Genomic DNA, 25,040 nt, shown 5'->3' with positions numbered 1-25,040 from the left:
GTCACGTCGTCCGCGCCGCCTTGTCGCTTAACGGAGGGTGAGACGCTTGACCAGTTGTCGCGCTTGCCCGCCGCGCGGCAAGTCCGTAAGCCCGGTTGACCGATTGGCTGGAACGGCGACAGGCATGCGTTTCTCAGTGCTCGACAGCTGGCGCGGACTTTGTGCGCTGTGGGTCGCCCTCTACCATTTCCGGGTCATCAGCCATCTCGGCGAGAACTGGGTGACCCGGCACGGTTTCATCGCCGTGGACTTCTTCTTCACGCTCAGTGGCTTTGTGATCGCCCACGCCTATGGCGAGGCGCTCAACACGGCGGCGGACCGGGTGCGGTTCTTCATTCGCCGCTTCGGCAGACTCTATCCGCTCCACATCGCCACCCTGGCGGTGGTGGTCGCCATGGAGGCCGCGCGCTGGGGCGTGGGTCAGGCCCTCGGCCATGACTTCGGTCCCGCGACCTTCTCGGGCGATACGAGCCTGTCGGCGCTGGCGGCGAACATCGGGCTGGTCCACGGCCTGGGCATCTTCATGAAGTTCACCTGGAACATTCCCAGCTGGAGCATCAGCGTCGAGCTGGCGGTCTGCGCGATCTTCGCCCTGGTGTCGATCGCGCGGCGACCGCTGGTCACGGCGGTCGTGCTGTCCGTTGCGGCGGCCCTGCTGCTGTTCTGGTTCAGCCACAACTACCATGTCGAGGGGCGGACGGCCCTGACCCGCGGGATCTGCGGCTTCTTCCTTGGCGTGCTCGCACAGCGGCTCTACCAGGCCTTCACGGCGCGGTCGTGGACGTTGCCGGGCTGGGTCGAGCTGGCGACACCGCTGCTGGCGTTCGCCGCCATGTGGTTCTGGGGCGTCCCGCTGTGGCCGGCGTCGAGCGCGATGTTCGCCGTCATCGTCTTCATCTTCGCCTTCGAGGCGGGCCCGTTGTCGCGGCTGATGAAGGTCCCGGTCCTGATGAAATGGGGCGAGGTCTCCTACTCGATCTACCTGATCCACTATCCAATGGTGCTTGCCGTCTTCGGGGCGGCCGCGGCGCTCGACGCCTTGGCCGGGACGCATCTGCTGACCGGCGGCAAGGCGATCAGTCTTGATCTCGGCTCGCCGTGGGTCGGCGATCTGGCGTCGCTGGCCTTCCTGGGTCTGGTGATCCTGCTGGCCACCGTGACCTATCGCTGGATCGAGACGCCCGGCCGGTTGTGGTTCAACGCCCTGTCAGACCGGGTGGCCGCGCGGATGCGCGCGCCCCGCTGACGGCGCCTCGCCAGGCTGCGTCCACGAAAACGGGCAGGACCACGCACGCCGCCGGCAGCATCAGCCAGGCGTAGCGCGGGATGAAGTGGCTGAAGAGCGCAAGGAACAGTCCCAACCCCACGGCCGGCAGAAGGAACACGGCGATCGGGTCGCGTCGCCAGGCCAGCGCGGCCACCGCCGCCAGCGCCAGCCAGACCGTCAGCCCGCCCATGCCACGCCAGAGAAACGCCGGGGTCATCGCCAGATGCAAATCCGGCCGCGCTCGGATCAGCGCGACGGCTTCCTGGCGGGCCGCTGCATCGACCGCCGTCCGGGGCGACTTGCGCGCCGCGTACCGTTCGGCCAGCACCTGGTTCCGCGCCTTGGCGGTCTGGTAGAAACTGAGGCCCGGCGCAGGTCCGGCTCCCGCCTCGGCGGCGCGCAGGATCGGGCCCGGATCGTCCGGCGGCGCGCGGTTGAAGCGGCCGAGGCGCCCTCCTGGAGCCAGGTCCGCCCGCGACCAGCCGCCGGCCCGGCAGATCCACGGCCGCAGCCTGCCCGGCGCATAGGCGCACCAGGCGCCGGCGTACTCGGTCGGCGTGACCTGATCCTCATAGGCCCGGATCAGCAGCACCTCGCCGCCCCGGTCGGTCAGGGCGCGCGTCCCGAACTGGCGGAAGTTCCGCTCGCTCCAGGGCGTAATGACCGCCGCCGTGGTCAGCAGCAGAAGCAGAACCGCCACGCCACGGTTGTCGCCGGGCAGACCCTTGGCGCGCCAGGCGGCGAGCAGGGCGAGCGCCGCCGCGAGGCCGATGCCGACATAGAGAAGACTGGCCTTCACCAGAATGGCCAGACCCAGGACCAGGCCGGCGGCGATCCACCATCGCCAGCGCGCCGAGACCCAGCCGCGCGCGAGCAGGCCCGACGCCGTGACGAGCAGTGCGGCGCCGGCCAGATCGCTCCCGAGACTGTCGACAAACTCGCGGCGCAGGCCGAAGGCCACGCCGTTGACCAGCACGACCGCCGCGCCCGCGCTGATGCGGGAGGCGCCGAGGCTCCGCGCCGCGCCCCAGACGCCGCCACAGAGCAGCAGCATCCAGATCAGATTCTGGCGCTTGAGCGCGCGGACCCGCTCGCCGCCGGACCAGTCGGCCAGCGACGCCGGCCCGGACCCGACCTCCGCCAGGCGGATGGCGGCGGCGGTCAGGACCGGAACCAGCGGTTCGCGGAACATGTCCGGCCGGCCGTCGGGCCGGGTCGAGAAGGTCCCCGTCCGGGCGAGGTTCCAGCCGGCCGCGAGGTTCTGGAACCCGTCCGCCCGAGCGGGCGCGATGGTCAGCCAGCTGCTCCACCAGCCGATCAGGGCGACGACGGCGGCGACCGCGACGAGTCCGCCGATCGCCCTTCGACCGGTCACGCCGCCAGCAGGGCGTCGCGCCGCGCCTGGCTGGCGGCGACATGGTCCGGATCGATGCTCCGGCACCAGTCGTCCTGCGTCATCACCGTGCAGCGGCCGGCGTCGCGCAGGCGGGCGACCTCCGCCAGAATGTCGCGCAGCCCATCGAGCGTACCCGGGGCGGAGGCGATGTTCTCCGGATGGGTCCAGTAGTGGACGACCTCGCCGGTCAGGGCGGCGCGCTCCAGCAGATTGCGCGCCCGCAGCCGGCTGAGGGCCGGCGGGACCAGCTTCCGGCCGCCGCTGCGCCAGTTGACGAAGTAGCCGGCCGGGATCGCCAGCGGACGGGCCGCCGGCGGAACGCCCTCCGGCGACTCAAACAGATTAAACTCCGAAGCCAGCGACGCGATCCGGTTCGGGAAGGTCCGGGTGGCGCGCAGGCCGGCGATGCCGAACTCGTCCAGAATCCCCGGATGGTCCCCGGCGTTGCGCGGGAAGATGTAGGTCGTCGTCTGCCGGAGGATCGGCGCCCTCTCGGCGAACAGCAGGCCCAGTTCGCGGCGGGCGAGGGCTGGCGTCATGCCGGGCCAGGTCCAGGGAATGTGGGTGGCGCCGTGCAGGCCGAGTTCATGTGGCTGACGCGCGCCGGCGACCGCTTCGACCGCCCAGTCGCCGGTCCAGCCTTCGCGCGTGCCGCCGGCCATGTCCTCCAGTGCGGGCTCAAGATAGCCGGGCAGGTCGCAAGCCAGATCCGCCAGCGCCGGCGTCAGGGCCTTGAGCCGGTCAGCCGGCAATGAAAAGGCCCCGACGAAGGCGAAGGTGGCGGCGATGTCGAACTCGGCGAGCGCCGCAAGGATTCCGGCGTAGGCTTCGCGCAGGCGTGCGTCCGACAGCGCCGCGTGGTCGCCGGGCGTAAGGTGGTCGGCGACCCCCCATTTGCCTTCGCAGTCGAGCGACAGGATGAAGCGCGCCGTCATGATCAAACGGTGTCCGAGTCGAGGTAGCTCAGATACCAGTCCTCGGGCCGGGTCGTGACCGTCGCCGTCGTCGGCGACAGGGCCCGGCCGCCGAAGTAGAGATGGATGGGCCGAATGCGATCCGGCATCGGCAGGAACCCCGCCTTGCGATAGGCGCGGTAGTTGGGCGCATGCGGCGCAGCCCAGGCGAGGATCGCGTCGGTCTTCTGGCGCCGCATGTCGGAAATCGCGAGGCGCAGCAGCATGACCGCGTCGGCCTCGGCGTCCGGTGCGTGCAACACTTCCATGATATATCCGATGCGTCCGCCGTGCTTGTCCGCCAGGTGCGTGGTGACAAAGGCCCGCATGCTTCCGTCCTCCGCGTGGACGGCGCGCGTCTCGTAGGCGGCCGTCGGATGGTCGAAGAGCCGCCAGTTCAGATAGTCGCTCGCCCGGTCCACGGCGCAGGGGATGGTCGCGGAGAAGGCTTCCCAGAGCGCGTCGACGCGGCTGTCAAAGCGCGTGACGGTCACGGCCCTGCCCGCGCCGGCGGGGCGTCCGGTGAAAGAGAGGGGCACAGGGTCGAACAGGCCGCCGATCCGGCCCAGAACCCGGCGGGCGAAGTACCCCGCATTCAGGGGATTGACCAGGAAGGGCGGAGTCCCGAGTTGCGCCCAGTCGAGCTTGCGAAACCACCCCGGGGCCGCATTTTCGTTCGGAAACCCGTAGGCCATCTCCGAGGCCCAACCGGCGGCGGCGCCGTAGAAGGCGCGCCCGAGACCGACGAACACGCCCTTCCCCCTGCAGACCGGGTCAACGACCGTATCAAGAGCCTGGTGGGCGATGACCCGCTGGTCCCCGATCTTGAGCCGGGCAGGGGCGAAACCCACCATGCCGACAATCCCGCCATCGAGGCTGGCCGTGGCGACAGCCCCTTTCGCAGCAGGGTGTCGCTGGAATTTCCAGGCCAGCTTGCCGCGGGCGACGAGGTCGTCCTGTTGCGGCAAAAGCCGTCCGTAGGCGGCCTCGATTTCGGCGTCCAGGGTCCTGACGTCGTAGAAAATTTCCATCAAGGGGGATCCCGGAAGCTGGCCTGATCCGGGCGAAACTAGCCCGGTTCCGGCCGCGGCGGTAGCAGCTCGTAAGCGGCTGAGGGGCGCAGAGACCGCGCATCGGTTGTGGTTAACGCCGCAAATTCCCCTACGGAGCGAACCGACCGTTTCTCTGTCGGAATACCCATGGACGGTTGCAAAACGGCGTCCTATAGGTTCGACGAACGACGTTTTTATCGGCGGGAAGCTGCGCGCGCTTGCCTGCCAACTATTAGGGGGTTTCCTGATGTCTCGTACGAGCCGTACCGCCCGTAGCCGTGTCTCGCTTTTCGCCAGCTCGTCCCTTGTCGCCGCCAGCCTGCTGGCCGGCATCGCCTCGGTCTCTGCGGTCGCCCTTGCGCCGACCCAGGCCCTGGCGGCCGACGAGTGCGGCGATCCGACCGTTAACGCGGGTCTCGCCGATACGTTCATCTGCTCCGGCATCTTTGCGGCGGGCATCACCTACACGACCCAGGGCGATCTCGGCCTTGCCTTCATCGACACCGTGACGGTGCCGATCAACGGCCTGCACATCGTCGGCAACGCCGGCGACGCCATCACGGTCGAGGCGATCCAGTTCTTCGCCGGCGCCGGCGACACGAACATCAGCACGGCGGCCGGGCGCGCGATCGAGCTGTCCAGCCCCGACAGCAACATCAGCCTCAACCTGACCGACAACGACGCCGGCGACGGTTTCACCCAGATCAACGCGGTCGGCGGCGGCATTCGCATCACCACGGGCGGTACGGCCTCTGCTGAAGTGATCATGACCAACGGCGACATTGTCACGGCCGGCAACTACGCCGTCCGCGTCCAGTCGGGTTCGGGCGGCGCCACGGTTGATATCGGCGACACCAACCTCACGGGCGGCGGCGGCATCCTGGTCACCACGAGCGGCCAGGCCATCGTCAACTCGACCGGCGTGATCAACGCGCCGGGCGGCGACAACGGCGTTTCCGTCACGGGCGGCGCGCTCGGCGTCCAGGTGACCGCCACGGGCGGCATCACGTCCGGCAACATCGGCCTCCGCGCCGCGGCCAACGGCGGCGGCGACGTATCGGTCACCGCCGGTGATGTCACGGCCACCAACGAGGGCATCATTGTCCAGGCCACCGGCGCCGGCATGGTCGAGATCCTCAACACCGGCAATGTCAGCGGCACGGTCGGCGTCACGGCGATTACCGCCAACAGCACCATCAGCGTGACGACCGGCGGCACGACCACCGGTACGGCGGGCGCGGGCGTCGACCTCAACGGCGCCAGCGGTCTGGTCACGGCGGACACCACGGGCGGCCTGGTCACCGGCGCCACCGACGGCATCACCATCTCGACCCTGGTCGGCGGTGTTGATCTGACGACGGCCGGCGTGACCGCCAACGGCGGCACGGCCATCGTGGTCGGCACGACCACGGGCGACGTGGCGATCGACTCGACCGCCGGCTCGGTCCTCGGCTCCACCAACGGCATCAGCGTCACCACCACGACGGGTGACATCACGCTCGACACCGCGGCGGTCCGCGGCGTCAACGGTTCGGCGATCACCGCCTACACCACCACCGGCAACATCGACATCACGACGGCCGGCCAGCTGCGCGCCGACGGCGCGCTCGTCGCCGGCATCGAGACCCAGACGGACGGCACGACGACCATCGTGATCGGCGGCAACGTGCTCAGCGACGGCAACACCATCCTCGCCTGGGGCGTGGGTGGCTCGAGCTACAGCGCCGGCGCGATCGATGTGACGGTCAATGTCGGCTCGGTCCTGTCCGGCTCGGCGAACTTCTACAATGTCGCCCTCTACGGCACCGGCGTGACGTTCGAAATGAACGGCTCGGTCCAGGGCGGCCAGGGCGTCTACATCGACTCGCTCGCGGGCGCGGACATCGACGTCAGCGGCAACATCGCGGGCGCTCACGCCGACGGCCTCACGGTTCTTGCGGTTGACGCGATCACCTTCGACCAGACGGGCGGCGACATTACCGCCACCAGCGCGACCTACACGGGCCTCGTGCTCAACGGCGCCTCGGTGACGATGAACTCGTCGGCCGGCTCGAGCATCTTCGGCGCCGGCGCCGGCCTGATCGTCACCTCGGTCGGTGACGTCACCGGCACGATGGACGGCGGCATCAGCTCGACCAGCGGCGACGCGGTCAACGTGAACGTCACCGGCGGCGGCCTGGTCAACCTGACCTTCGGCGGCACGATCGTCGGCGGCGCGGGTGTCGGCGACGACGGCATCCAGATCACCACGGGCGCGGGCAACCTGACCCTGGTGACCAACGGCACGGTCCAGGGCGACCCGGGCGTGGTCCTCGCGAGCGCGGGCGGCGTCATCACCTATGACGCCAACAACGACGTCACCGGCGACGCCGGCGGCATCACCGCGACCAACACCACCGGCGCCATTACGATCAACGTCAACAACGCCGGCACCACGGTCCAGGGCGACAACGACGCCAACCTCGCCGGCGTGGGCGTCAGCGCCATCACCTCGGCGGGCGGCGCGGTCACCGTGACCTCCGACGCGGGCAGCGCCATCACCGGTTCGCAGGGCGTTGTCGCCCAGGCCAACGCGGGCGGCGCCGTCACGGTCGCCACGGCCGGCACGGTCACCTCGACGGCCGGCGCGGGCGTCACCGCCACCACCACGGGCGCTGATGCGGTCGACGTCGATGTCGCCACCGTCACTGCCACCGGCGGCGTGGGCGTCAACGCCTCCAGCGCCGGCGGCGCGATCACGGTCGACAACTCGGGTATCGTCAGCGGCACCTCGGGCATCGTCACCACCAACAGCCTGACGGGCACGACCACCATCACCACGGCGGCGGGCGTCAGCGGCACGACCGGCTCGGGCATCAACGCCTCGACCACCGGCAGCGGCCTGATCACTGTGACGACCGGCGGCACGGTCGGTGGCACGACGGGTGTCATCGGCTCCAGCGCCACGGGCGGCGTCACGCTGAACACCTCGGGCGGCACGGTCACCTCGACTGCCGGCGTCGGCGTCTCCGGCACGACCGGCGGCGCGGCGGCGGTCGACATCGACGTCGCGGCGGTCTCGGCGACCGGCGGCGTGGGCGTCAACGCCTCCAGCGCCGGCGGCGCGATCACGGTCGACAACTCGGGCGTCGTCAGCGGCACCTCGGGCATCGTCACCACCAACACCCTGACGGGCACGACCACCATCACGACGGCGGCGGGCGTCAGCGGCACGACCGGCTCGGGCATCAACGCCTCGACCACCGGCAGCGGCCTGATCACCGTCACCACCGGCGGCACGGTCGGCGGCACGACGGGCGTCATTGGCTCCAGCGCCACGGGCGGCGTCACGCTGAACACCTCGGGCGGCACGGTCACCTCGACGGCCGGCGTCGGCGTCTCCGGCACGACCGGCGGCGCGGCGGCGGTCGACATCGATGTCGCGGCGGTCTCGGCCACCGGCGGCGTGGGCGTCAACGCCTCCAGCGCCGGCGGCGCGATCACCGTCGACAACTCGGGTATCGTCAGCGGCACCTCGGGCATCGTCACCACCAACACCCTGACGGGCACGACCGTCATCACCACCGCGGCCGCCGTCAGCGGCACGACCGGTTCGGGCATCAACGCCTCGAACACCGGCAGCGGCCTGATCACTGTGACGACCGGCGGCACGGTCGGTGGCACGACGGGTGTCATCGGCTCCAGCGCCTCGGGCAACGTTACGCTGAACACCACCGGCGGCACGGTCACCTCGACCGGCGGCGTCGGCGTTTCCGGCTCCACGGGCGCGGGCAACGTTGATATCGACGTCGCGGCGGTCTCGGCGACTGGCGGCGCAGGCGTCAGCGCCGCCAGTCTCGGCGGCACGATCACGGTCGACAACTCCGGCCTGGTCAGCGGCACGACCGGTATCACCACCACGAACAGCGGCACGGGCACGACGACCATCACCACGGTCGGCGGCGTCACCGGCACCACGGCGCGCGGCATCACCGCCTCGACCACTGGCACGGGCCTCATCACCATCACCAGCGGTGGCGTGGTTACCTCGGCCACCACCGGCATTGTCGCTTTGACCGACGGTGACGTGACGATCAACGTCAATGCCGACGTCAATGCCGGCCAGGCTGCCATCGTCGTCCAGGACGGGGGCGGCGGCAACGCCGGGATCGTCAATGTGACGGTGGCGGGCGGCGTGACGGTCACGGCGACCGGTAACTTCTACAACACCCTTCTGTCCGGCTCCGACGTGACCTTCGACATGAACGGCACGCTCATCGGTGGCGGCGGCGCGGAGATCCGCTCCAGCGGCAACGCCAACGTCGACATCGACGGCAACGTGACGACCGCCCTGTATAACGGCGTCGGTATCTTCACCGGCGGCAACGTCGACTTCGACCAGTCGGTCGGTGCGATCACCTCCACGGCCCCTGGCTTCTACGGTGTCGACATCGACGCCGGCGGTTCGGTCACGTTCGACACGGCGGCCGGCACCAGCATCAGCGGCGACGCCGGTGCGGTCCGCATCGTCGCGGGCGGCAACATCAGCGGCACGGCCGGCGGGGACTACACCTCGGCCAACGGCGACGCGGTGCACATCGACGCGCTCGGCGCGGCGACGGTCAACATGACCTTCAACGGCAACCTCGACGGTGGTCCGGGCGTGGGCGATGACGGTCTCGACGTCTCGGGCGTCACCGGCTCGGTGACCCTGGTCACCAACGGCACGGTCGTCGGCGGCGACGCCGGCATCCGCGCCGACTCGGCCGGCAATGTCAGCGTCACCGCGAACGGCGACATCACCGCCGGCGTGGTGGGCATCAGCGCGGTTTCGACCGCCGGTTCGTCCAGCGTCACGGTCGGCGCGGGCGTCACCATCGATCCGGACGACTACGGCGTGTTCACCACCGCGGGCACTGACGCCACGACGACCACCCTGGCCGGCGTGACGATCGACGTGAACAACACCGACGCCGACACGATCGCCATCGGCATCTACAACGAGAGCTTCGCCGCCGCGGACACCGCGCCGGGCGATGAATCCTCGGAAGTCATCATCGGCGCCAACAACACCATCACGGTGGACGACGGCGCGGGCGGCGAAGCCGACGGCGCCATCGGCATCTGGGCCGCCAACAGCGGCGGTGGCACGGGCAGCGTCTCTGTCACGGTCGCCGACGGCATCTCCCTCACCGTTCGCGGTGACGGCGCCGGCGGCATCGTCGGCGATGCCTCTGGCGGTAACGTGACGATCCAGGTCGGCACCGGCGCGATCACCTCGATCGCCGGCAACGACGCCGATACAGCGCTCGTCCTGCCGGCCAACGTCGGCATCCTCGCCATGTCGAGCGGCGGGTCGGTCTCGGTGACCAGCAGCGCCAACGTCCAGGCCAGCTCGGCCGGCCTCGGCGCCGTGGAATCTGCCGGCATCGGCGCGACGACGTCGGGCGCCGGCACGGTCACGGTCATCACGACAGGCGTCAGCGCCACCGTCGGCAGTGACTTCGGCATCGTCACCCAGGCGGAGAACGGCGCGACGATCATCACGGTCGACGGCGTCGTCACGGGCCTCGCCCAGGACGGCATCACCGCTGAATCCACCGGCGGCGCGATCACGATCACCAACAACAACATCGTCAACGGCGGCACCTTCGGCATCAGCGCCGAGACGGTCGACGGCCTGATCACGGTCAACGCCAACGATCTCGTCACGTCCTTCACCGGCACGGGCATCGACGCCGAGGCGACGGGCACGGGCGCGATCGACGTCAACACGGCGGCGGGCGCGACGGTTACGGGCACGACGGGCATCGGCATCAACACGCTGACCACCAGCGGTCTGACCACGATCACCACCGACGGCGCCGTCTTCGGCGCGGCCGGCGGGATCCAGTCCTTCAGCACCTCGGGCGTGATCGATATCGAGACCAACGATACCGTGAACAGCGGCCTCGGTGTGGGCGTCTTCGCCACCACGGGCGGCGTGGGCACGATTGATCTCGACATCAACGCCGACGTCACCGCACTCACCGGCGGCCTCGTCGGCAGCGCCACCGGCGCCGGCACCGTGACGATCAACACCGCGGCGGGCACGACTGTCTCGACGACGAACAACTCGGGTATTCTGGGTTCGACGAACTCGGGCACGCTCGACATCGTCACCAACGGCATCGTTTCCGGCGCCACCGGCATTTTCGCCGTCAGCACCACGGGCAACGTCTTCGTCGACACGCTGAGCACGGTCACCGGCACCACCGCAAACGGCATCGTCGGGATCATCGGCGGCGGCGCGGGCAACCTCGACATCGACGTCCTGTCGGGCAACGTGACGGGCCAGACCAACGGTCTCCTGGCCAGCGTCCTCGGCTCGGGCACGTCCAACATCCTCGCGTCCTCGGGGGCCACAACGATCCAGGGCAACACCGCTGCCGGCATCACCGCGGTCACCAACACCGGTGACAACACGGTCAGCACCTTCGGCACGGTCACGGGCCAGACGATCGGCATCAACGCGACCAGCACCTCGGGCAACGTCCTCGTCTCCACCGGCTTCGGCACGACCTCCGGCGTCACCGACGACGGCGTGAACGCCCAGACCGGCGGCGCGGGCAATGTCCAGGTCCTGCTGTTCGGCGACACGTCGGGCGTCCAGGGCGTCGACGTCACGGTTACGGGCACGGGCTTCGGCACGGTCTCGGGCAATGACGCCGGCCAGGTGATCACCAGCACGGCCGGCGACGGCATCAACCTGACCACGGTCAGCGGCACGGCCACGGTCGACCTCAACAACTCGGCCGGCTCGATCAACGCCAACGGCGGCGACGGCATCGACGTCTCCACCAGCGGCGGCGGCCTGATCCAGATCGACAGCATCTGGAACATCGACGCTTCCAACGGCTCGGGCATCATCGCCACCGGTACGGCCGGCGGCGGCATCACCATCAATTCCAGCGGCAACATCGGCTCGTCGGTTGATCGGACCGGCAGTGTCGCCATCTACGCCGGTCTGTCGGGCGGCAACGGCTCGATCCTCATCAACGCCAGCGGCGACATCTATGGCACCGGCGGTGTGTGGGGCTTCAGCTCGGCCGGCGCCGGCACGGTCGATGTGAACTACAACGGCGGCATCCTTTCGTCTCTCGTTGCCGGCGTCGTGGCCGCGAACACCAACGTCGCGAGCACCGGCAATGTGACGGCCACGGTCGGCGCAGGTTCCACCGTGCAGGCAGGCGGCGGCCCAGCCGTTACGGCTTCGGCCTTCGGGTCGGGCAACGCCAGCGTTGTGATCGGCGCCAACGCCGATCTCACCTCGACCCTCCAGGGCGGGGTCTACGCGGCGGCTGCAGTCAATGACGCCTCGGTGAACATCGGCTCCGGCACGAGCATCACGGCGCTGACCTTCGGCATCGAGCTGAGCGCCGGCGACGACGCGACGCTGATCATCGGCAACAACGTCACGATCGATCCCAACGACTACGGGATCAACATGAACGGCGGTGGCGATGTGACGCTGCTGGCCGGGACCAACCTGAACATCGACGTCAACAACACCGACGGCGACGCGGTTGCGGTCGGCATCAACGCCGCCAGCACCCAGGCGGCGGACACCGGCGCCGCCGATCCGACCATCGACATCGACATCGGCAACGGCCTCGTGATCTCCGTCAACGACGGTGCGGGCGCCGAGGCTGACGGCGCGGCCGGCATCCGGGCGATCGCCTCGACCGCCGGCACGGCCAGCATCGACATCGATCTGGGCACCGTGAACATCCAGGTCGTCGGTGACGACAGCGCCGGCATCTACGCCGAAGCCAACGGCGGCGCGGTCAGCATCACGACCGGCAGCGGCGTCGTCTGGGTCTACGGCGGCAACGGCGTCGACGGTTCGGGCGTCTATCCGGACATGACCGGCATCAGCGCCATCTCGACCGGCGGCAACGTCGACATCACCAACAACGCCTACGTCTACGTTGAAGGCTACCAGGACGGGGTCTCGACCTCGACCGGCCTGAACGGTGTCACCAGCGGGGCCGGTACGGTCACGATCGTCAGCAACAATGAGGTCGACGCCTACGGCACCGGCATCAACGCGGTGTCAGGTGCGGGCGCGATCAACATCGACGCCAACAGCTACACCTACGCTTACGGCACCGGCTCGGTCGGCGACGGCATCTCGGCGGTGTCCACCACCGGCGCGATCACCATCGATCAGGATGTGGCCGGCTACATCTACGCCTTCAACGACGGCATCTTCGCCAGCAGCACTTCGGCTGGCGACGTCTCGGTGACCAACGGCGCCCAGATCACCGCCGACGCCAACGTCACGGGCGGCTACGGCATCAACGCCACCAACAACGGCGCCGGCAACACGATCGTCATCAACTCCGGCTTCATTGAGGGCTTCGCTGACCGCGCCATCTCGGCGGTCAACGGCGGCGCGGGCAACACGTCGGTGACCAACACCGGCCAGCTCGGAACCGCTGGCAACGGCGTCGATCTGATCGGCATCTACGGCAGCTCGCTGACCGGCACGACGACGGTGACCAACAGCGCGGCCATCTGGTCGCTGGGCACGGGCATCGAAACCTCGACCTCCACCGGAACCAACACCGTCAACAACAATGCCGGCGGCACGATCGGTTCGGTGGGCGACGGCGTGAATGCCTCCTCGACCTCGGGCAACATCATCGTCGGCAACGCGGCGGCGATCACCTCGACGTCCGCAGACGGCATCCAGACCTCGACGGCCGGCGCGGGCACCTCGCTCGTGACCAACTCGGCGGCGATCACGGCGAGCAACGCCAGCGGCCGGGGCATCGTCACCGCCACCAACGGCGGCACGAACACCGTGACCAACAACGCCGGCGGCGTGATCAACGCAGGCAACGACGGCATCAACGCCTCGGCGGCGGGCTCGGCGGCGGTCACCGTGACCACGGCCGCGACCGTCACCTCCTCCGGCGCTGACGGCATCGAGGCCAGCTCGGGCGGCGGCGCGGTCATCGTGACCAACAACGCGGTGGTCTCGGGCAGCGAGAACGGCATCCTGACCGGCAACTCCGGTACGGGCACGACGACGGTCAACGCCAACTTCAACGTCACGGGTTCCACCGAGGCGGGCTTCGCCGGCATCAACACGGTGACCACGGGCACCGGTCTGACCACGGTCGCGGTCGCCTCCGGCGTCACGGTCAACGGCCAGAACGGCAGCGCGGTCCGCACCACCAGCAATGGCGGCGCGGTCAACGTGAACCTCGCGGCCAACGCCCTGGCGGTCAGCACCGGCTCCGGCGCCACCAGCTGGGTCGTCGACCTGAACAACACCGGCGCGGGCCTCAGCACGCTGAACGTCACGGCCGGCGCGGTGGTTCGCTCCTCCGACAACACGGCGACGGGTTATGACGACCTGGCGATCCGCGGCATCGGCGGCAGCGTGGTCATCAACAACGCGGGTCGCATCCAGGGCCGGGTCAACTTCTCGGGCCTGACCGGCAACGTGGTGTTCAACAACACCTCGGGCCTCAGCTGGCACACGACGGGGGCCTCGACCTTCAGCCCCGGCGCCGACACGCTGAACAACAGCGCGACCGGCGTGATCTACACCAACGCCGGTGGCGTCGCGACGAGCTGGGACTTCCTGGGCGGCGCCGACACCTTCACCAACGCCGGCACCCTGGTGGTTGGCGAGCCGACCCTGGCCGCCTCGACGCTGACGATCTCCAACCTCGAGACCTGGAACAACTCCGGTCGCGTGGTGTTCGGCAGCTCCGGCGCGGTCAACTCCGACCTGGCCGCTGACGACCGCATCCTGGCGGCCGGCGCGACCTTCGTCGGATCCGGCTCCAGCCGCCTGGTCATCGACTCCAACCTCGGCGCCCTGGTCCAGACGAGCTGCGCGGTCCTCAACGGGTCCGACTGCCTCAGCCTGACCGGCGGCAACACCTCGGGCAGCACGCTGGTCAAGGTCACCGACATCAGCCCGAACGTCTGGGGGGCCTACAACCCCGTCGGTATGGTGGTTGTCGACGTGAGCGGCGCCGGTGTGACGGGTCTGAACGACTTCGGTCTGGACAGCACCTCGACCTGGTGGCGCGCCGACCTCAACTCGGTCGACGGCGTCCTCGACAAGGGCCTGTTCTTCTACGATCTGGCCCGCAACCTGAACAAGCAGCACGTCCTGGTGGGTCTGCCTGACAGTGAAGCCTTCGAATTCACCGTCGCCGGCACGGCCGCCCAGAACGCCTGGTATCAAACCACGGGCACCTGGTACGAGCGCCAGGCCGACCTGCGTGAACAACTGGGCGACGTCGACGGCAGCGGTTCGGGCGTCTGGGTCAAGGTGACGGGCGGCAAGACCGACCGCGACCTGATCAGCAGCTTCGATCTGTTCGGCAAGACCTACAGCTTCGACACCAGCTACGCCCAGAACACCTCGTCGCTGACGGGCGGCATCGACTTCATCAGCGCCACCTCGGCTGACAGCCAGTGGATCGTCGGCGGCATGATCGGTTACATCGACACCGACGTGAACTTCGACGCCTCCAACACGCTGACGTCGATGGAAGGCCTGACGCTGGGCCTCTACGGCACCTACGTGACGAAGAACTTCTTCGTCGACGCGATCATCGCCGGCAACTTCATGGATATGACCCATCAGGTTCCGACGCTGGCCGCTGCGCCGAACAACATCTACGAAAGCGAAGTGAACACGGTCGGCGGTCAGGTCGAGGGTGGCTTCACCCTGGCCCTGAGCGAGAACGTCTTCGTCGAGCCGCTGGCCAGCGTCAGCTACGTCAAGACCTCGTTCGACGACATCGCCGTCCCCGGCGCGGTCATCGACTGGGACGACCAGACCAGCCTGCGCGGCAGCCTCGGCGCTCGCCTGGGCGCCAACGCCGACTTCGACACCTTCGCGGCCAAGTTCACCGTGACGGCTCGTATCTGGAACGAGTTCGAAGGCGAGAACGGCCTGGTCATCCACAGCGCGGGTCCCGACCTGGCCCTGATGGACGACTTCAGCGGCTCGTTCGGTGAAGTCGCCGGTAGCGTGAACGTCTTCAGCAACGAATCGGCCTTCTCGGCCTTCGTGACTGCCGGCGTGAAGTTCAAGGAAGACTACCAGTCGACGGACGCCTCGCTCGGCTTCCGCTGGCGCTGGTAAGCACTGCCAAACCTAAAGGGGAGGGCCGGTCGCGAGACCGGCCCTCTTCGTTTACAGCCCCTCTCATACCCCGATAGACTGACGCTCCGGCGGCCCGACAGGCGATCGCCCGATGCACAAGGAGACACCCATGGCCAAGGCCATCCTGGACGGCGCGGACCTGCGCTACGAAGACCGCGCTGACCTCGTCGAGACCTTCGCCGACAACGTTCAACGCATGACCTTTGACGGCCGCACCCTGCGCGTCGAGTTCTGCGTCGTGCGCATGGATGACCCGGACGCCAAGGCCAAGAAGCGGTCCGGCAAGTCCGTGCCGGTCGTGCGCCTGGTCCTCGACCTCGACGCCGCCGTGGACATGTTCAACAAAATGAACAGCCTGCAGGCCGCCCTTCAGAACCAGGGCGTCATCACCGCCGCGCCGAAGGCTGCAGCGCCCGCCGCTGCGCCGGCCGCGAAGTCCAAGTCCTGACCTTCAGCAGACACGGGAGACGCACCATGCGCACCCTGATCCTGGCCTCGGCCCTGTCGGTGATCGGCGTGGCCGCGCCGTCGGCCCAGACCGCCCCTGCGGCGGTTCGGCCGGCCGCTCCGCCCGCCGCGCCCGCGGCTCCGGCCGCCCCCGTCGGACCGCCCCGGGCATTCCAGGGCTATGCCCAGCCTGACATCGGCAAGCCCTACTGCCGCACCGTCAACGCCGGCCAGACCACCTGCACCCTGCCGGCGATGACGGCCGGGCGATATCTGGTGAAGGCCTCGGGCACCTCAACGGCCCAGGGCGTCGGCGCCGCGCAGCAGCTGACGATCCTCATCGGCAACCGCACCTGCGGCCCGGCGACCCGCAAGCCCTCGACGACGGCCCCGTGGACCGCCGGCGCCAAGACGATCCGGCTGAACTGCGAGATCCTCGTCCTTACGGACCGCCCGCTCGCGGTGTCGGCGATCTACGTCGACGCCAAGGCGACCAAGGCCGCGGCCGGCCCGACCCTGACGGTCGAACGCCTGCCCTGGGAAGGCGTGCTGGATGCGACCACGGCGCCCACCGAGCAGGACCCCTAGCCTTCCGGTCGCTAAACTCTTGCCAGCGCGCGCGGGATCGGTGATTGCCCCTGTGTGGGCAGGTCACGCCCGCGCGTCAGGGCCCGCCGTATGATGACTCCCGCTGATGCCCGGATCTGCGTCCTTGGACTGGGCTACGTCGGCCTGCCTCTGGCCGTGGCGTTCGGGGCCGAGCACGACACGCTCGGCTACGACCTCGATTCCGGCCGCATCGCCGAGCTCCGGCGCGGTGAAGACCGCACGCTGGAGGTCGACCCGCACGAACTGACCGGCAACTCGCGCCTGCGGTTCAGCGACCAGGACGCCGATCTCGCCGACCGCAACGTCTTCATCGTCACCGTGCCGACCCCGATCGACACGGCGCGCCGTCCGGACCTGGGCGCCATCTCCTCGGCCAGCCGCGCCATCGGCCGCCATCTGAAGCGCGGCGGCGTGGTTATCTATGAGTCGACCGTCTACCCCGGCTGCACCGAAGAGATCTGCGTGCCGATCCTCGAGAAGGAATCGGGCCTGACCTTCAACGTCGACTTCTTCTGCGGCTACAGCCCCGAGCGCGCCAATCCGGGCGACCGCCAGCACCGCCTGTCGACGATCACCAAGGTCACCGCCGGCTCGACTCCCGAAGCGGCCGCCTTCGTCGACGGCCTCTATCGCGCCATCGTTCCCGCCGGCACGCACCTGGCCAGTTCGATCAAGGTCGCCGAGGCCGCCAAGGTGATCGAGAACACCCAGCGCGACCTGAACATCGCGCTGATCAACGAGTTCGCCCTGATCTTCAACAAGCTGGGCATCGACACGCTCGAGGTGCTCGAGGCGGCCGGGACGAAGTGGAACTTCCTGCCCTTCCGGCCCGGCCTCGTCGGCGGTCACTGCATCGGCGTCGATCCCTACTATCTGACGCACAAGGCGCAGGAAGCCGGCTATCATCCCGAGGTCATCCTCGCCGGCCGCCGGATCAACGACGGCATGGGCGCCTATGTCGCCGACCAGGTGCTGCGGCTGATGGTGCGCAAGGGGATCAACCCGGTCGGCGCCCGCGCGCTGGTGCTGGGGCTGGCGTTCAAGGAAAACTGCCCTGATCTGCGCAACACCAAGGTCGTCGATATCGTCGCCGAACTCACCGACCACCGGCTGGCCGTCGACATCCACGACCCGTGGGTCGACGCCGCCGAGGCGCAGCATGAGTACGGCCTGACGCTGACCTCCACGCCGCGCCCGGGCGACTACGACGTCGTGATCCTGGCCGTCGCCCACAAGCAGTTCACCGACCTCGGCGCCGAGGGCGTCCGCGCGCTCGGCAAGGCCGACAGCGTGCTATACGACGTCAAGTCCGCCCTGCCGCGCGCGGCGGTAGACGGTCGTCTTTAGTCCACGAAGAGTCGCCTCATGAAAGTCATGGTCACCGGCAGCGCCGGCTTCATCGGCTCGGCCACCACGCTGCGCCTGCTCGCGCGTGGCGACAGTGTGATCGGCGTCGACTGCCTCAACGACTACTACGACCCCGACCTGAAGCGCGCCCGGCTGGCGCGGACCATCGACCATCCCAACTACACCCAGCTGACCATCGACCTCAGCGACCGCGCCGCGATGGAAGAGGCTTTCGCCACCCACAAGCCCCAGCGGGTGATCAATCTCGCGGCCCAGGCCGGGGTGCGCTACGCGGCGACCAATCCGCACGTCTATGTGCAGAGCAACGTCACCGGCTTCCTGCACATCCTCGAGGGCTGCCGGCACAACGGCGTCGAGCATCTGGTGTTCGCCTCGACCAGCTCGGTCTACGGCGCCAACACGAAGATGCCGTTCTCGGAGCATGACAGCACCGAGCATCCGCTGACGCTCTACGCAGCGACCAAGAAGTCCAACGAGCTGATGGCGCACAGCTACGCCAACCTGTTCGATCTGCCCTGCACCGGCCTGCGGTTCTTCACCGTCTACGGCCCCTGGGGTCGGCCGGACATGGCGCTGTTCATGTTCACCAAGGCGATCCTCGCCGGCGAACCGATCCAGGTGTTCAACCACGGCAAGCACAGCCGCAGCTTCACCTACATCGACGACATCGTCGAAGGCGTGATCCGGGCGATGGACAATGTGCCGGGCAAGAACCCTGACTGGGACGGCCAGGCGCCGGATCCGGCGACCAGCGGCTCGGGCCCCTACCGTATCTTCAACATCGGTTCAGAGGACCGGGTCGAGCTGCTGCGCTATATCGAGGTGCTGGAGCAGTGCCTCGGTCGCAAGGCGATCATGGAGATGCTGCCGCTCCAGCCAGGCGACGTGCCCGACACCGTCGCCGACGTCGCCGAACTCCAGCGCATCGTCGGCTACAAGCCGCAGGTCACGGTCGAAGAGGGCGTGAAGAACTTCGTCGACTGGTACAAGGGCTACAACGGGGTGAAGTGAGGCCTCGCTGCGCCGATCGTCCGTTACGGCGCTTTCCACAGACCCCGGATCGCCTTCTGCGCCGGCCGCTCAAACAGGCGGTAGCTCAGCTGGCCCAGCAGCAGGCTGACGGCGACACAGATCGCCATCCAGACCAGCGGCCCACCGAGCGCCGGGCCTTCGCCGCCCACCTTTTCCATGACCATCAGCACGGGCACGTGCAACAGGTAGACGGAATAGGAAATGTCTCCCAGCCAGAGCAGCGGCCGGGTGCTCAGCAGTCGCCCGGCGCTGCCCGGGTTGGCGGCGAGTGCGTAGATCAGCACGCCCAGCAACGGCAGGCAGAACCACGGCGGCTGGGCGCTGAGGGCCGCGAAACCGAACGCGACCGCGAGGATGAACACGCCGAGCAGTCCGGCTAGCCAGGTTGGCGGCGTCCAGCGGCGCGGCGCCTCGATCAGACGCCATGCCGCCCAGCCTGCCAGGAAGCCGGCAAGGCCCCGCATCAGGGCCGGCCAGCCCCTTGTGACCCGGGCGTCGGCGTCGATGGTCAGCCAGATGGCGATGGCGGCCAGCGCCAGCAGCGCAAGCAATGCCGCCGACCTGGCCGGCAAGCGCCAGCCGATCAGGGCCAGGACCGGGAACAGTGTGAAATAGACCCACCATTCTACGGCGATCGACCAGGAGGGGGCGTTCCAGATGTGCTCGGATCCGACCACCGGCAGGGGCGCGATCAGCAGGAGCTCCTGCACGGCCTGACCCAGGTGGAAGACGCTGCTCGACAGCGGCTGGCCGCTCCGCAGCGTCAGGAGCGCCCCGGTGAGGCCCAGCAGTCCCGCCGTGGCCAGATGGAGCGGATAGATGCGGGCGAAGCGGGCGAGGCCGTAACCTTTCCAGTCCGCGACGCCCTCGCCCCCGGCGCGCAAATAGGTCAGGGAGATAACGAAGCCCGAGAGCACGAAGAACAGGTCGACCGAGATCTGGGCCGGAAAGTGATGGCCGCCCGAGCGCGACCACAGCTCCGCATGGCCGAACATGACGATGACGGCCGCCAGCCCACGGATGCCCGTGAGGGCCGGAAGCTCGCGCGACGATCGGGTGGGCGCCAGCGCCATGGGCGAGGTTCCGTCGGGCAATGTCGCCTGGCCTAGCGGCCGCTTTCCAGCCACGCCACGATCGCCTCCGCCGCCTCGACGGGCGACAGAGTCGTCGTGTCGACGGTCAACTCGGCGTTCTCGGGCGCCTCGTACGGCGAATCCACCCCGGTGAAGTTCTTCAGCTGCCCGGCGCGCGCCTTCTTGTAGAGCCCCTTCACGTCGCGCTCCTCGGCCACGGCCAGGGGCGTCTCGACGTAGACCTCGACGAACTCGCCGTCCTCGAGCATCTCGCGGGCCATGCGCCGCTCGGCCCGGAACGGGCTGATGAAGGCGGTCAGGACGATCAGCCCGGCGTCGACCATCAGCTTGCTGACCTCGGCGACCCGGCGGATGTTCTCGACCCGGTCTTCCTCGGTGAAGCCCAGATCCTTGTTCAGGCCGTGACGCACGTTGTCGCCGTCGAGCAGGTAGGTGTGACGGCCCAGCGCGTGCAGCCGCTTCTCGACCAGGTTGGCGATGGTCGACTTGCCGGCGCCGCTGAGGCCGGTGAACCAGACCACCCGGCCTTTCTGGCCCTTCTGGGCGGCCCGGACGTCCTTGTGGATGTCGGTAGCCTGCCAGTGGATGTTGTCGGCCCGGCGCAGGGCGAAATGCAGCATGCCCGCGCCGACCGTGCGATTGCTCAGGCGGTCGATCAGGATGAAGCCGCCGAGATCGCGGTTGTCCTTGTAGGCCTCAAACGGGATCGCCCGGTCGAGCGAGATGTTGCAGACGCCGATCTCGTTGAGCTCCAGCCGCTTGGCGGCGATATGCTCCAGCGTATTCACCTGCACCCGGTACTTCGGCTCGGTGATCGAGGCGGTGACGGTCTGGGCGCCGATCTTCATCAGATAGGGCCGGCCGGGCAGCATCGCCTCGTCGTCCATCCAGACGATGGTCGTCTCGAACTGGTTGGCCACGGGACTGGGATCTTCGGCCCCGACCAGCACGTCGCCGCGCGAGACGTCGACCTCGTCGGCCAGGGTGATGGTCACCGACTGGCCGGCCACGGCCTGGTCCAGATCGCCGGGCAGCACGACGATGCGCGCCACCGTGCTTTCGCGGCCTGACGGCAGCACCTTGACCCGGTCGCCGGGCTTCACTGTGCCGGCGGCGATCAGACCGCTGAAACCACGGAAGTCGAGGTTGGGCCGGTTGACCCACTGCACCGGCATCCGGAAGGCGCGGGTCTGCAGGTCGTCCTCGACGCTGATGGTCTCCAGCCAGCGCATCAGCGGCGGGCCGTCGTACCAGGGCGCGGCCGTGCTGGGTTCGGTGATGTTCTGGCCGTCGAGGGCCGACATCGGAATCGCGGTGAAGTTGGCCAGGCCGATCTTGTCAGCGAAGGCGCTGTAGTCGGCGACGATGGCGTCGAACGTCGCCTGGTCCCAGCCCACCAGGTCCATCTTGTTGACGGCCAGCACGATGTTGCGGATGCCCAGCAGGTTCACGAGATAGCTGTGCCGGCGGGTCTGGGTCAGCACGCCCTTGCGCGCATCGATCAGCACCACGGCCGCGTCAGCGGTCGAGGCGCCGGTGACCATGTTGCGGGTGTACTGCTCGTGCCCGGGGGTGTCGGCGACGATGAACTTGCGGCTGTCGGTGGCGAAGAAGCGGTAGGCGACATCGATGGTGATGCCCTGCTCGCGCTCGGCGGCCAGCCCGTCGACCAGCAGCGCGAAATCGATCGCCCCGCCCTGGGTGCCGACCTTCTTGCTGTCGGCTTCCAGCGCCGCCAGCTGATCCTCGAAGATCATCTTGGAATCGTAGAGCAGCCGCCCGATCAGGGTCGACTTGCCGTCGTCCACCGATCCGCAGGTGATGAAGCGCAGCAGCGACTTGTGCTGGTGCTGCAGCAGATAGGCGTCGATGTCCGTCTCGATGAGATCGGCGGGCTTGTAGGCGGGCATCAGAAATACCCCTCCTGCTTTTTCTTTTCCATCGAGGCGGTCTGGTCGTGGTCAATAACCCGACCCTGACGCTCGCTGGTGGTCGTCAGCAGCATTTCCTGGATGATTTCGGGCAGGGTGGAAGCCGTGCTCTCTACCGCGCCGGTCAGCGGGTAGCAGCCCAGCGTGCGGAAACGGACCGACTTCATCATCGGCTCTTCGCCCGGCCGCAGCCGGAACCGGTCGTCGTCGACCATGATCAGCGTCCCGTCGCGGTCGACCACCGGCCGCACGCCGGAGAAATACAGCGGCACGATCGGAATGTTCTCCAGGTGGATGTATTGCCAGATATCCAGCTCGGTCCAGTTGGAGATCGGGAACACCCGGATGCTCTCGCCCTTGTTCTTGCGGGCGTTATACAGCCGCCAGAGCTCGGGGCGCTGGTTCTTGGGGTCCCAGCGCTGCTCGGCCGAGCGGAACGAGAAAATCCGCTCCTTTGCCCGGCTCTTCTCCTCGTCGCGGCGCGCGCCGCCGAAGGCCGCGTCGAAGCCGAACTTGTCCAGCGCCTGCTTCAGACCCTCGGTTTTCCACAGGTCGGTGTGGGCGGGGCCATGGTCGAAGGGGTTGATGCCCTGGGCCTCGGCTTCGGGGTTCTTGTGCACCAGCAGGTCAAAGCCCAGTTCCCGGGCCATCCGCTCGCGCATCTCGTACATCGCCTGGAACTTCCAGGTGGTGTCCACGTGCAGCAGCGGGAAGGGCGGCTTGCTGGGATAGAAGGCCTTGGCGGCCAGGTGCAGCATCACCGCGCTGTCCTTGCCGATCGAATAGAGCATCACCGGGCGCTCGGCCTCGGAAACCACCTCACGCATGATGTGGATGCTCTCGGCCTCGAGGCGCTGCAGGTGCGTCAGTCGTGCGGGCGAAAGGGCGGCGGTCATCAGCTCATCGGATACGGGATGGCGCGCGGGCGCAAGGGAGGGGCGTGCTCAGAAGTCTTGAGGGCGCCCGCGTCGCCGCCGGTCCCCCCGTAGCGCAAGCAGGTAAAGGCGGGCCTCGTCCGACGCAACCCAGCGGGCGACGCCGGCTGCCCAGTTTTCCTGACAGGCCCTCGCCTAAATCCGGCAGGCGGCGTCAAGCGCCGAGACCGCGCTGATGATGTGATAGAGCGAGCTGCCCGGCGCCGGCTCATCGACGAACGTCCCGTCCGCCAGCAGCCGGTCGCGCCACAGGCCCTGCACCGGCACGTCCAGATAGCGTTGCAGACCGGCCGCGCCGTCCACGACGCCGTCCCAGTTCCGCATGGCGGCGTGGGCGTGCAGCCGCTCGGTCTGCGACCACAGGCGGGCCGACCGGTCACGCGGCGCCAGCGCCTGGTCCAGACTGAAGATCGCCACGCCCTGTTCGATGCCCCGGGTCTCGCCGATCCCGATCAGCCGGCGGGCGGCCGGATTGTCGCCCTGGTGCTGCATCAGCAGCCAGCCCCATTCGAACTGGTGGCCGGGCTCAACATCGGCGTCGGGCAGGGGGCGCCAGTCGGTGTCGAACAGCTCGATCAGCGCGCCCGTCTGCGGGTCGATCAGCCTGGCCCGGGCGGTGGCGGCGATGGCGTCCGCGACCTTGCGCCAGCCCACGTCGACCCCGACGGCGTCCCACGCCTGGACGGCTTCGAACAGATGCATCATCGGGTTGGCGCGCAGCAGGCCGTCGTCGAGCACGCCGCCGTCCGGGCGCAGCAGCCCGCCGTTGATCATGGCCTCGCGGGTGCGGATCGCCTCCAGCTCACGCCCGGCGCTGCTCAACGCCAGCAGGGCGAACGCCTGCTCGTAGGGATTGGCGCTTTCGTCGAGCGCGGTCCCGTCGGCGGCGGCCAGAATCCGGAACAGGCCGTCATCGCGGGCGAAGGTGGTGGTCAGCGCCTCCAGCGCGTGATCCCGCGCCTCGCGCCAGGGACCGGTCCAGCCCAGCTTGCCGGCCTCGGCATAGACCCAGGCCTGCCGGGCGGCGACGCGCGCCCGGCGCGGCCCTTCGATAGCCCTGCCGTCCTGGCCGATCTTTTCGAAACAGCCGCCCTTGTCGCGGTCAAATCCGACCTCCCACCACAGCGGCAGGGCGTGGTCGAACAGCCACAGCTTGAGGCGGCTGTTCAGGTCGAGGATTTGCACGGGTGCGGTCACGGCTTCTTTTCCCCGATGAGCGAATGATATGGAAGACTCATGTCCATCCCGCCCCGCCCCGTCATGGTGATCTTCGACCGCGACGGCGTGCTCAATGTGGACCATGGCTACGCGTTCAAACCCGAAGAGCTGGAATGGGTTCCCGGCGCCATGGCGGCCGTGAAGCACGCCAATGACGCCGGCGCCGTCGTCGTGATCGCGACCAACCAGTCTGGCATCGGCCGCGGCTACTACAGCGAGGCGGACATGGAGGCGTTCCACGCCGAAATGCTGCGCCAGTTGTCGGTGATCGGCGCGCGCATCGACGGCGTCTATTTCGCCCCGCACCACGAGGCCGCCGCGGAGGCCCGCTACCGCGTCGCCGATCATCCCGACCGCAAGCCCAATCCCGGCATGCTGCTGCGGGCCCTGGCCGACTTCGGCGTGGCGCCGCAGGACGCCTTCATGATCGGCGACAAGCCGTCCGACATGGAGGCCGCGCGGCGCGCCGGCGTGCGCGGCGTGCTCTACGCGGGCGGCGATCTTGAGGCGCTCGTGACGCCGGAACTCGCCGCTTTGACGGGCAGGACGTTTCCGTAACCGCCGCACGGCGGCTTCC

General features: G+C 68.7%; 14 protein-coding genes. 7 read left to right on the top strand and 7 right to left on the bottom strand.

All coding sequences use genetic code 11. From position 1 onward, the window contains the following. The first annotated feature begins 124 nt into the window (after positions 1-124). Positions 125-1,246: an acyltransferase family protein gene (locus AC3WJT_RS00900; RefSeq protein ID WP_492341180.1), complete on the top strand. Its 1,122-nt coding sequence runs from the start codon at positions 125-127 to the stop codon at positions 1,244-1,246. Here AC3WJT_RS00900 and AC3WJT_RS00895 read toward each other — a convergent pair. Genes AC3WJT_RS00895 through AC3WJT_RS00885 form a run of 3 tightly spaced genes read right to left on the bottom strand, consistent with a single transcriptional unit; the run spans position 1,197 to position 4,647 of the window. Next, positions 1,197-2,642 carry a glycosyltransferase family 39 protein gene (locus tag AC3WJT_RS00895; RefSeq protein WP_492341179.1) on the bottom strand — a complete coding sequence of 482 codons (1,446 nt, stop codon included), beginning with the start codon at positions 2,640-2,642 and terminating at the stop codon, positions 1,197-1,199. The two genes, AC3WJT_RS00900 and AC3WJT_RS00895, sit on opposite strands and share 50 nt — an antisense overlap. Beyond that, complete coding sequence (locus AC3WJT_RS00890; RefSeq protein ID WP_492341178.1) at positions 2,639-3,598, bottom strand: polysaccharide deacetylase family protein; 960 nt, start codon at positions 3,596-3,598, stop codon at positions 2,639-2,641. The genes AC3WJT_RS00895 and AC3WJT_RS00890 overlap by 4 nt, the downstream gene beginning before the upstream one ends. Positions 3,599-3,600: 2 nt before the next feature. Beyond that, a complete protein-coding gene (locus AC3WJT_RS00885; protein ID WP_492341177.1) occupies positions 3,601-4,647 on the bottom strand; it encodes a GNAT family N-acetyltransferase in 1,047 nt (348 codons plus the stop codon). A gap of 268 nt (positions 4,648-4,915) precedes the next feature. On the opposite strand from AC3WJT_RS00885, the gene AC3WJT_RS00880 reads away from it, so the two are divergent. The 5 genes from AC3WJT_RS00880 to AC3WJT_RS00860 all read left to right on the top strand — a co-directional run bounded on the left by AC3WJT_RS00880 (position 4,916) and on the right by AC3WJT_RS00860 (position 19,264). After that, a complete protein-coding gene (locus tag AC3WJT_RS00880; RefSeq protein WP_492341176.1) occupies positions 4,916-15,808 on the top strand; it encodes a hypothetical protein in 10,893 nt (3,630 codons plus the stop codon). A gap of 130 nt (positions 15,809-15,938) precedes the next feature. Beyond that, positions 15,939-16,277 carry a hypothetical protein gene (locus AC3WJT_RS00875; RefSeq protein ID WP_492341175.1) on the top strand — a complete coding sequence of 113 codons (339 nt, stop codon included), beginning with the start codon at positions 15,939-15,941 and terminating at the stop codon, positions 16,275-16,277. Between the two features lie 26 nt (positions 16,278-16,303). After that, on the top strand, positions 16,304-16,864 hold the full coding sequence (locus AC3WJT_RS00870) for a hypothetical protein (protein WP_492341174.1): 561 nt from the start codon (positions 16,304-16,306) through the stop codon (positions 16,862-16,864). A 90-nt stretch (positions 16,865-16,954) separates the two neighbouring features. Further along, the gene (locus tag AC3WJT_RS00865) at positions 16,955-18,232 is read left to right on the top strand and encodes a nucleotide sugar dehydrogenase (protein WP_492341173.1); all 1,278 of its coding nucleotides are present in this window, start codon (positions 16,955-16,957) and stop codon (positions 18,230-18,232) included. 18 nt (positions 18,233-18,250) lie between these two features. Continuing rightward, positions 18,251-19,264 carry an NAD-dependent epimerase gene (locus AC3WJT_RS00860; RefSeq protein ID WP_492341172.1) on the top strand — a complete coding sequence of 338 codons (1,014 nt, stop codon included), beginning with the start codon at positions 18,251-18,253 and terminating at the stop codon, positions 19,262-19,264. 23 nt (positions 19,265-19,287) lie between these two features. On the opposite strand, the gene AC3WJT_RS00855 is transcribed toward AC3WJT_RS00860, so the two are convergent. From AC3WJT_RS00855 to AC3WJT_RS00840, 4 genes are all read right to left on the bottom strand, one after another. Further along, a complete protein-coding gene (locus tag AC3WJT_RS00855; protein ID WP_492341171.1) occupies positions 19,288-20,358 on the bottom strand; it encodes an acyltransferase family protein in 1,071 nt (356 codons plus the stop codon). A gap of 32 nt (positions 20,359-20,390) precedes the next feature. Then, a complete protein-coding gene (gene cysN / locus AC3WJT_RS00850) occupies positions 20,391-22,289 on the bottom strand; it encodes a sulfate adenylyltransferase subunit CysN (RefSeq protein WP_492341170.1) in 1,899 nt (632 codons plus the stop codon). Then, complete coding sequence (gene cysD, locus AC3WJT_RS00845; RefSeq protein ID WP_492341169.1) at positions 22,289-23,206, bottom strand: sulfate adenylyltransferase subunit CysD; 918 nt, start codon at positions 23,204-23,206, stop codon at positions 22,289-22,291. Before cysD ends, cysN begins: the two co-directional genes overlap by 1 nt. A gap of 174 nt (positions 23,207-23,380) precedes the next feature. After that, positions 23,381-24,442 (bottom strand): AGE family epimerase/isomerase, encoded by a 1,062-nt coding sequence (locus AC3WJT_RS00840; protein WP_492341168.1) that lies wholly within the window; start codon positions 24,440-24,442, stop codon positions 23,381-23,383. A 39-nt stretch (positions 24,443-24,481) separates the two neighbouring features. Here AC3WJT_RS00840 and AC3WJT_RS00835 point away from each other — a divergent pair, with 39 nt between their 5' ends. Further along, positions 24,482-25,021 carry a D-glycero-alpha-D-manno-heptose-1,7-bisphosphate 7-phosphatase gene (locus tag AC3WJT_RS00835; protein WP_492341167.1) on the top strand — a complete coding sequence of 180 codons (540 nt, stop codon included), beginning with the start codon at positions 24,482-24,484 and terminating at the stop codon, positions 25,019-25,021. Positions 25,022-25,040 lie beyond the last annotated feature (19 nt).

This window comes from Caulobacter sp. FW305-C-30-S16, from assembly GCF_058783025.1.
Note: the sequence above shows the minus strand (reverse complement) of the source record. Positions and strands in the feature narration are given on the sequence as shown.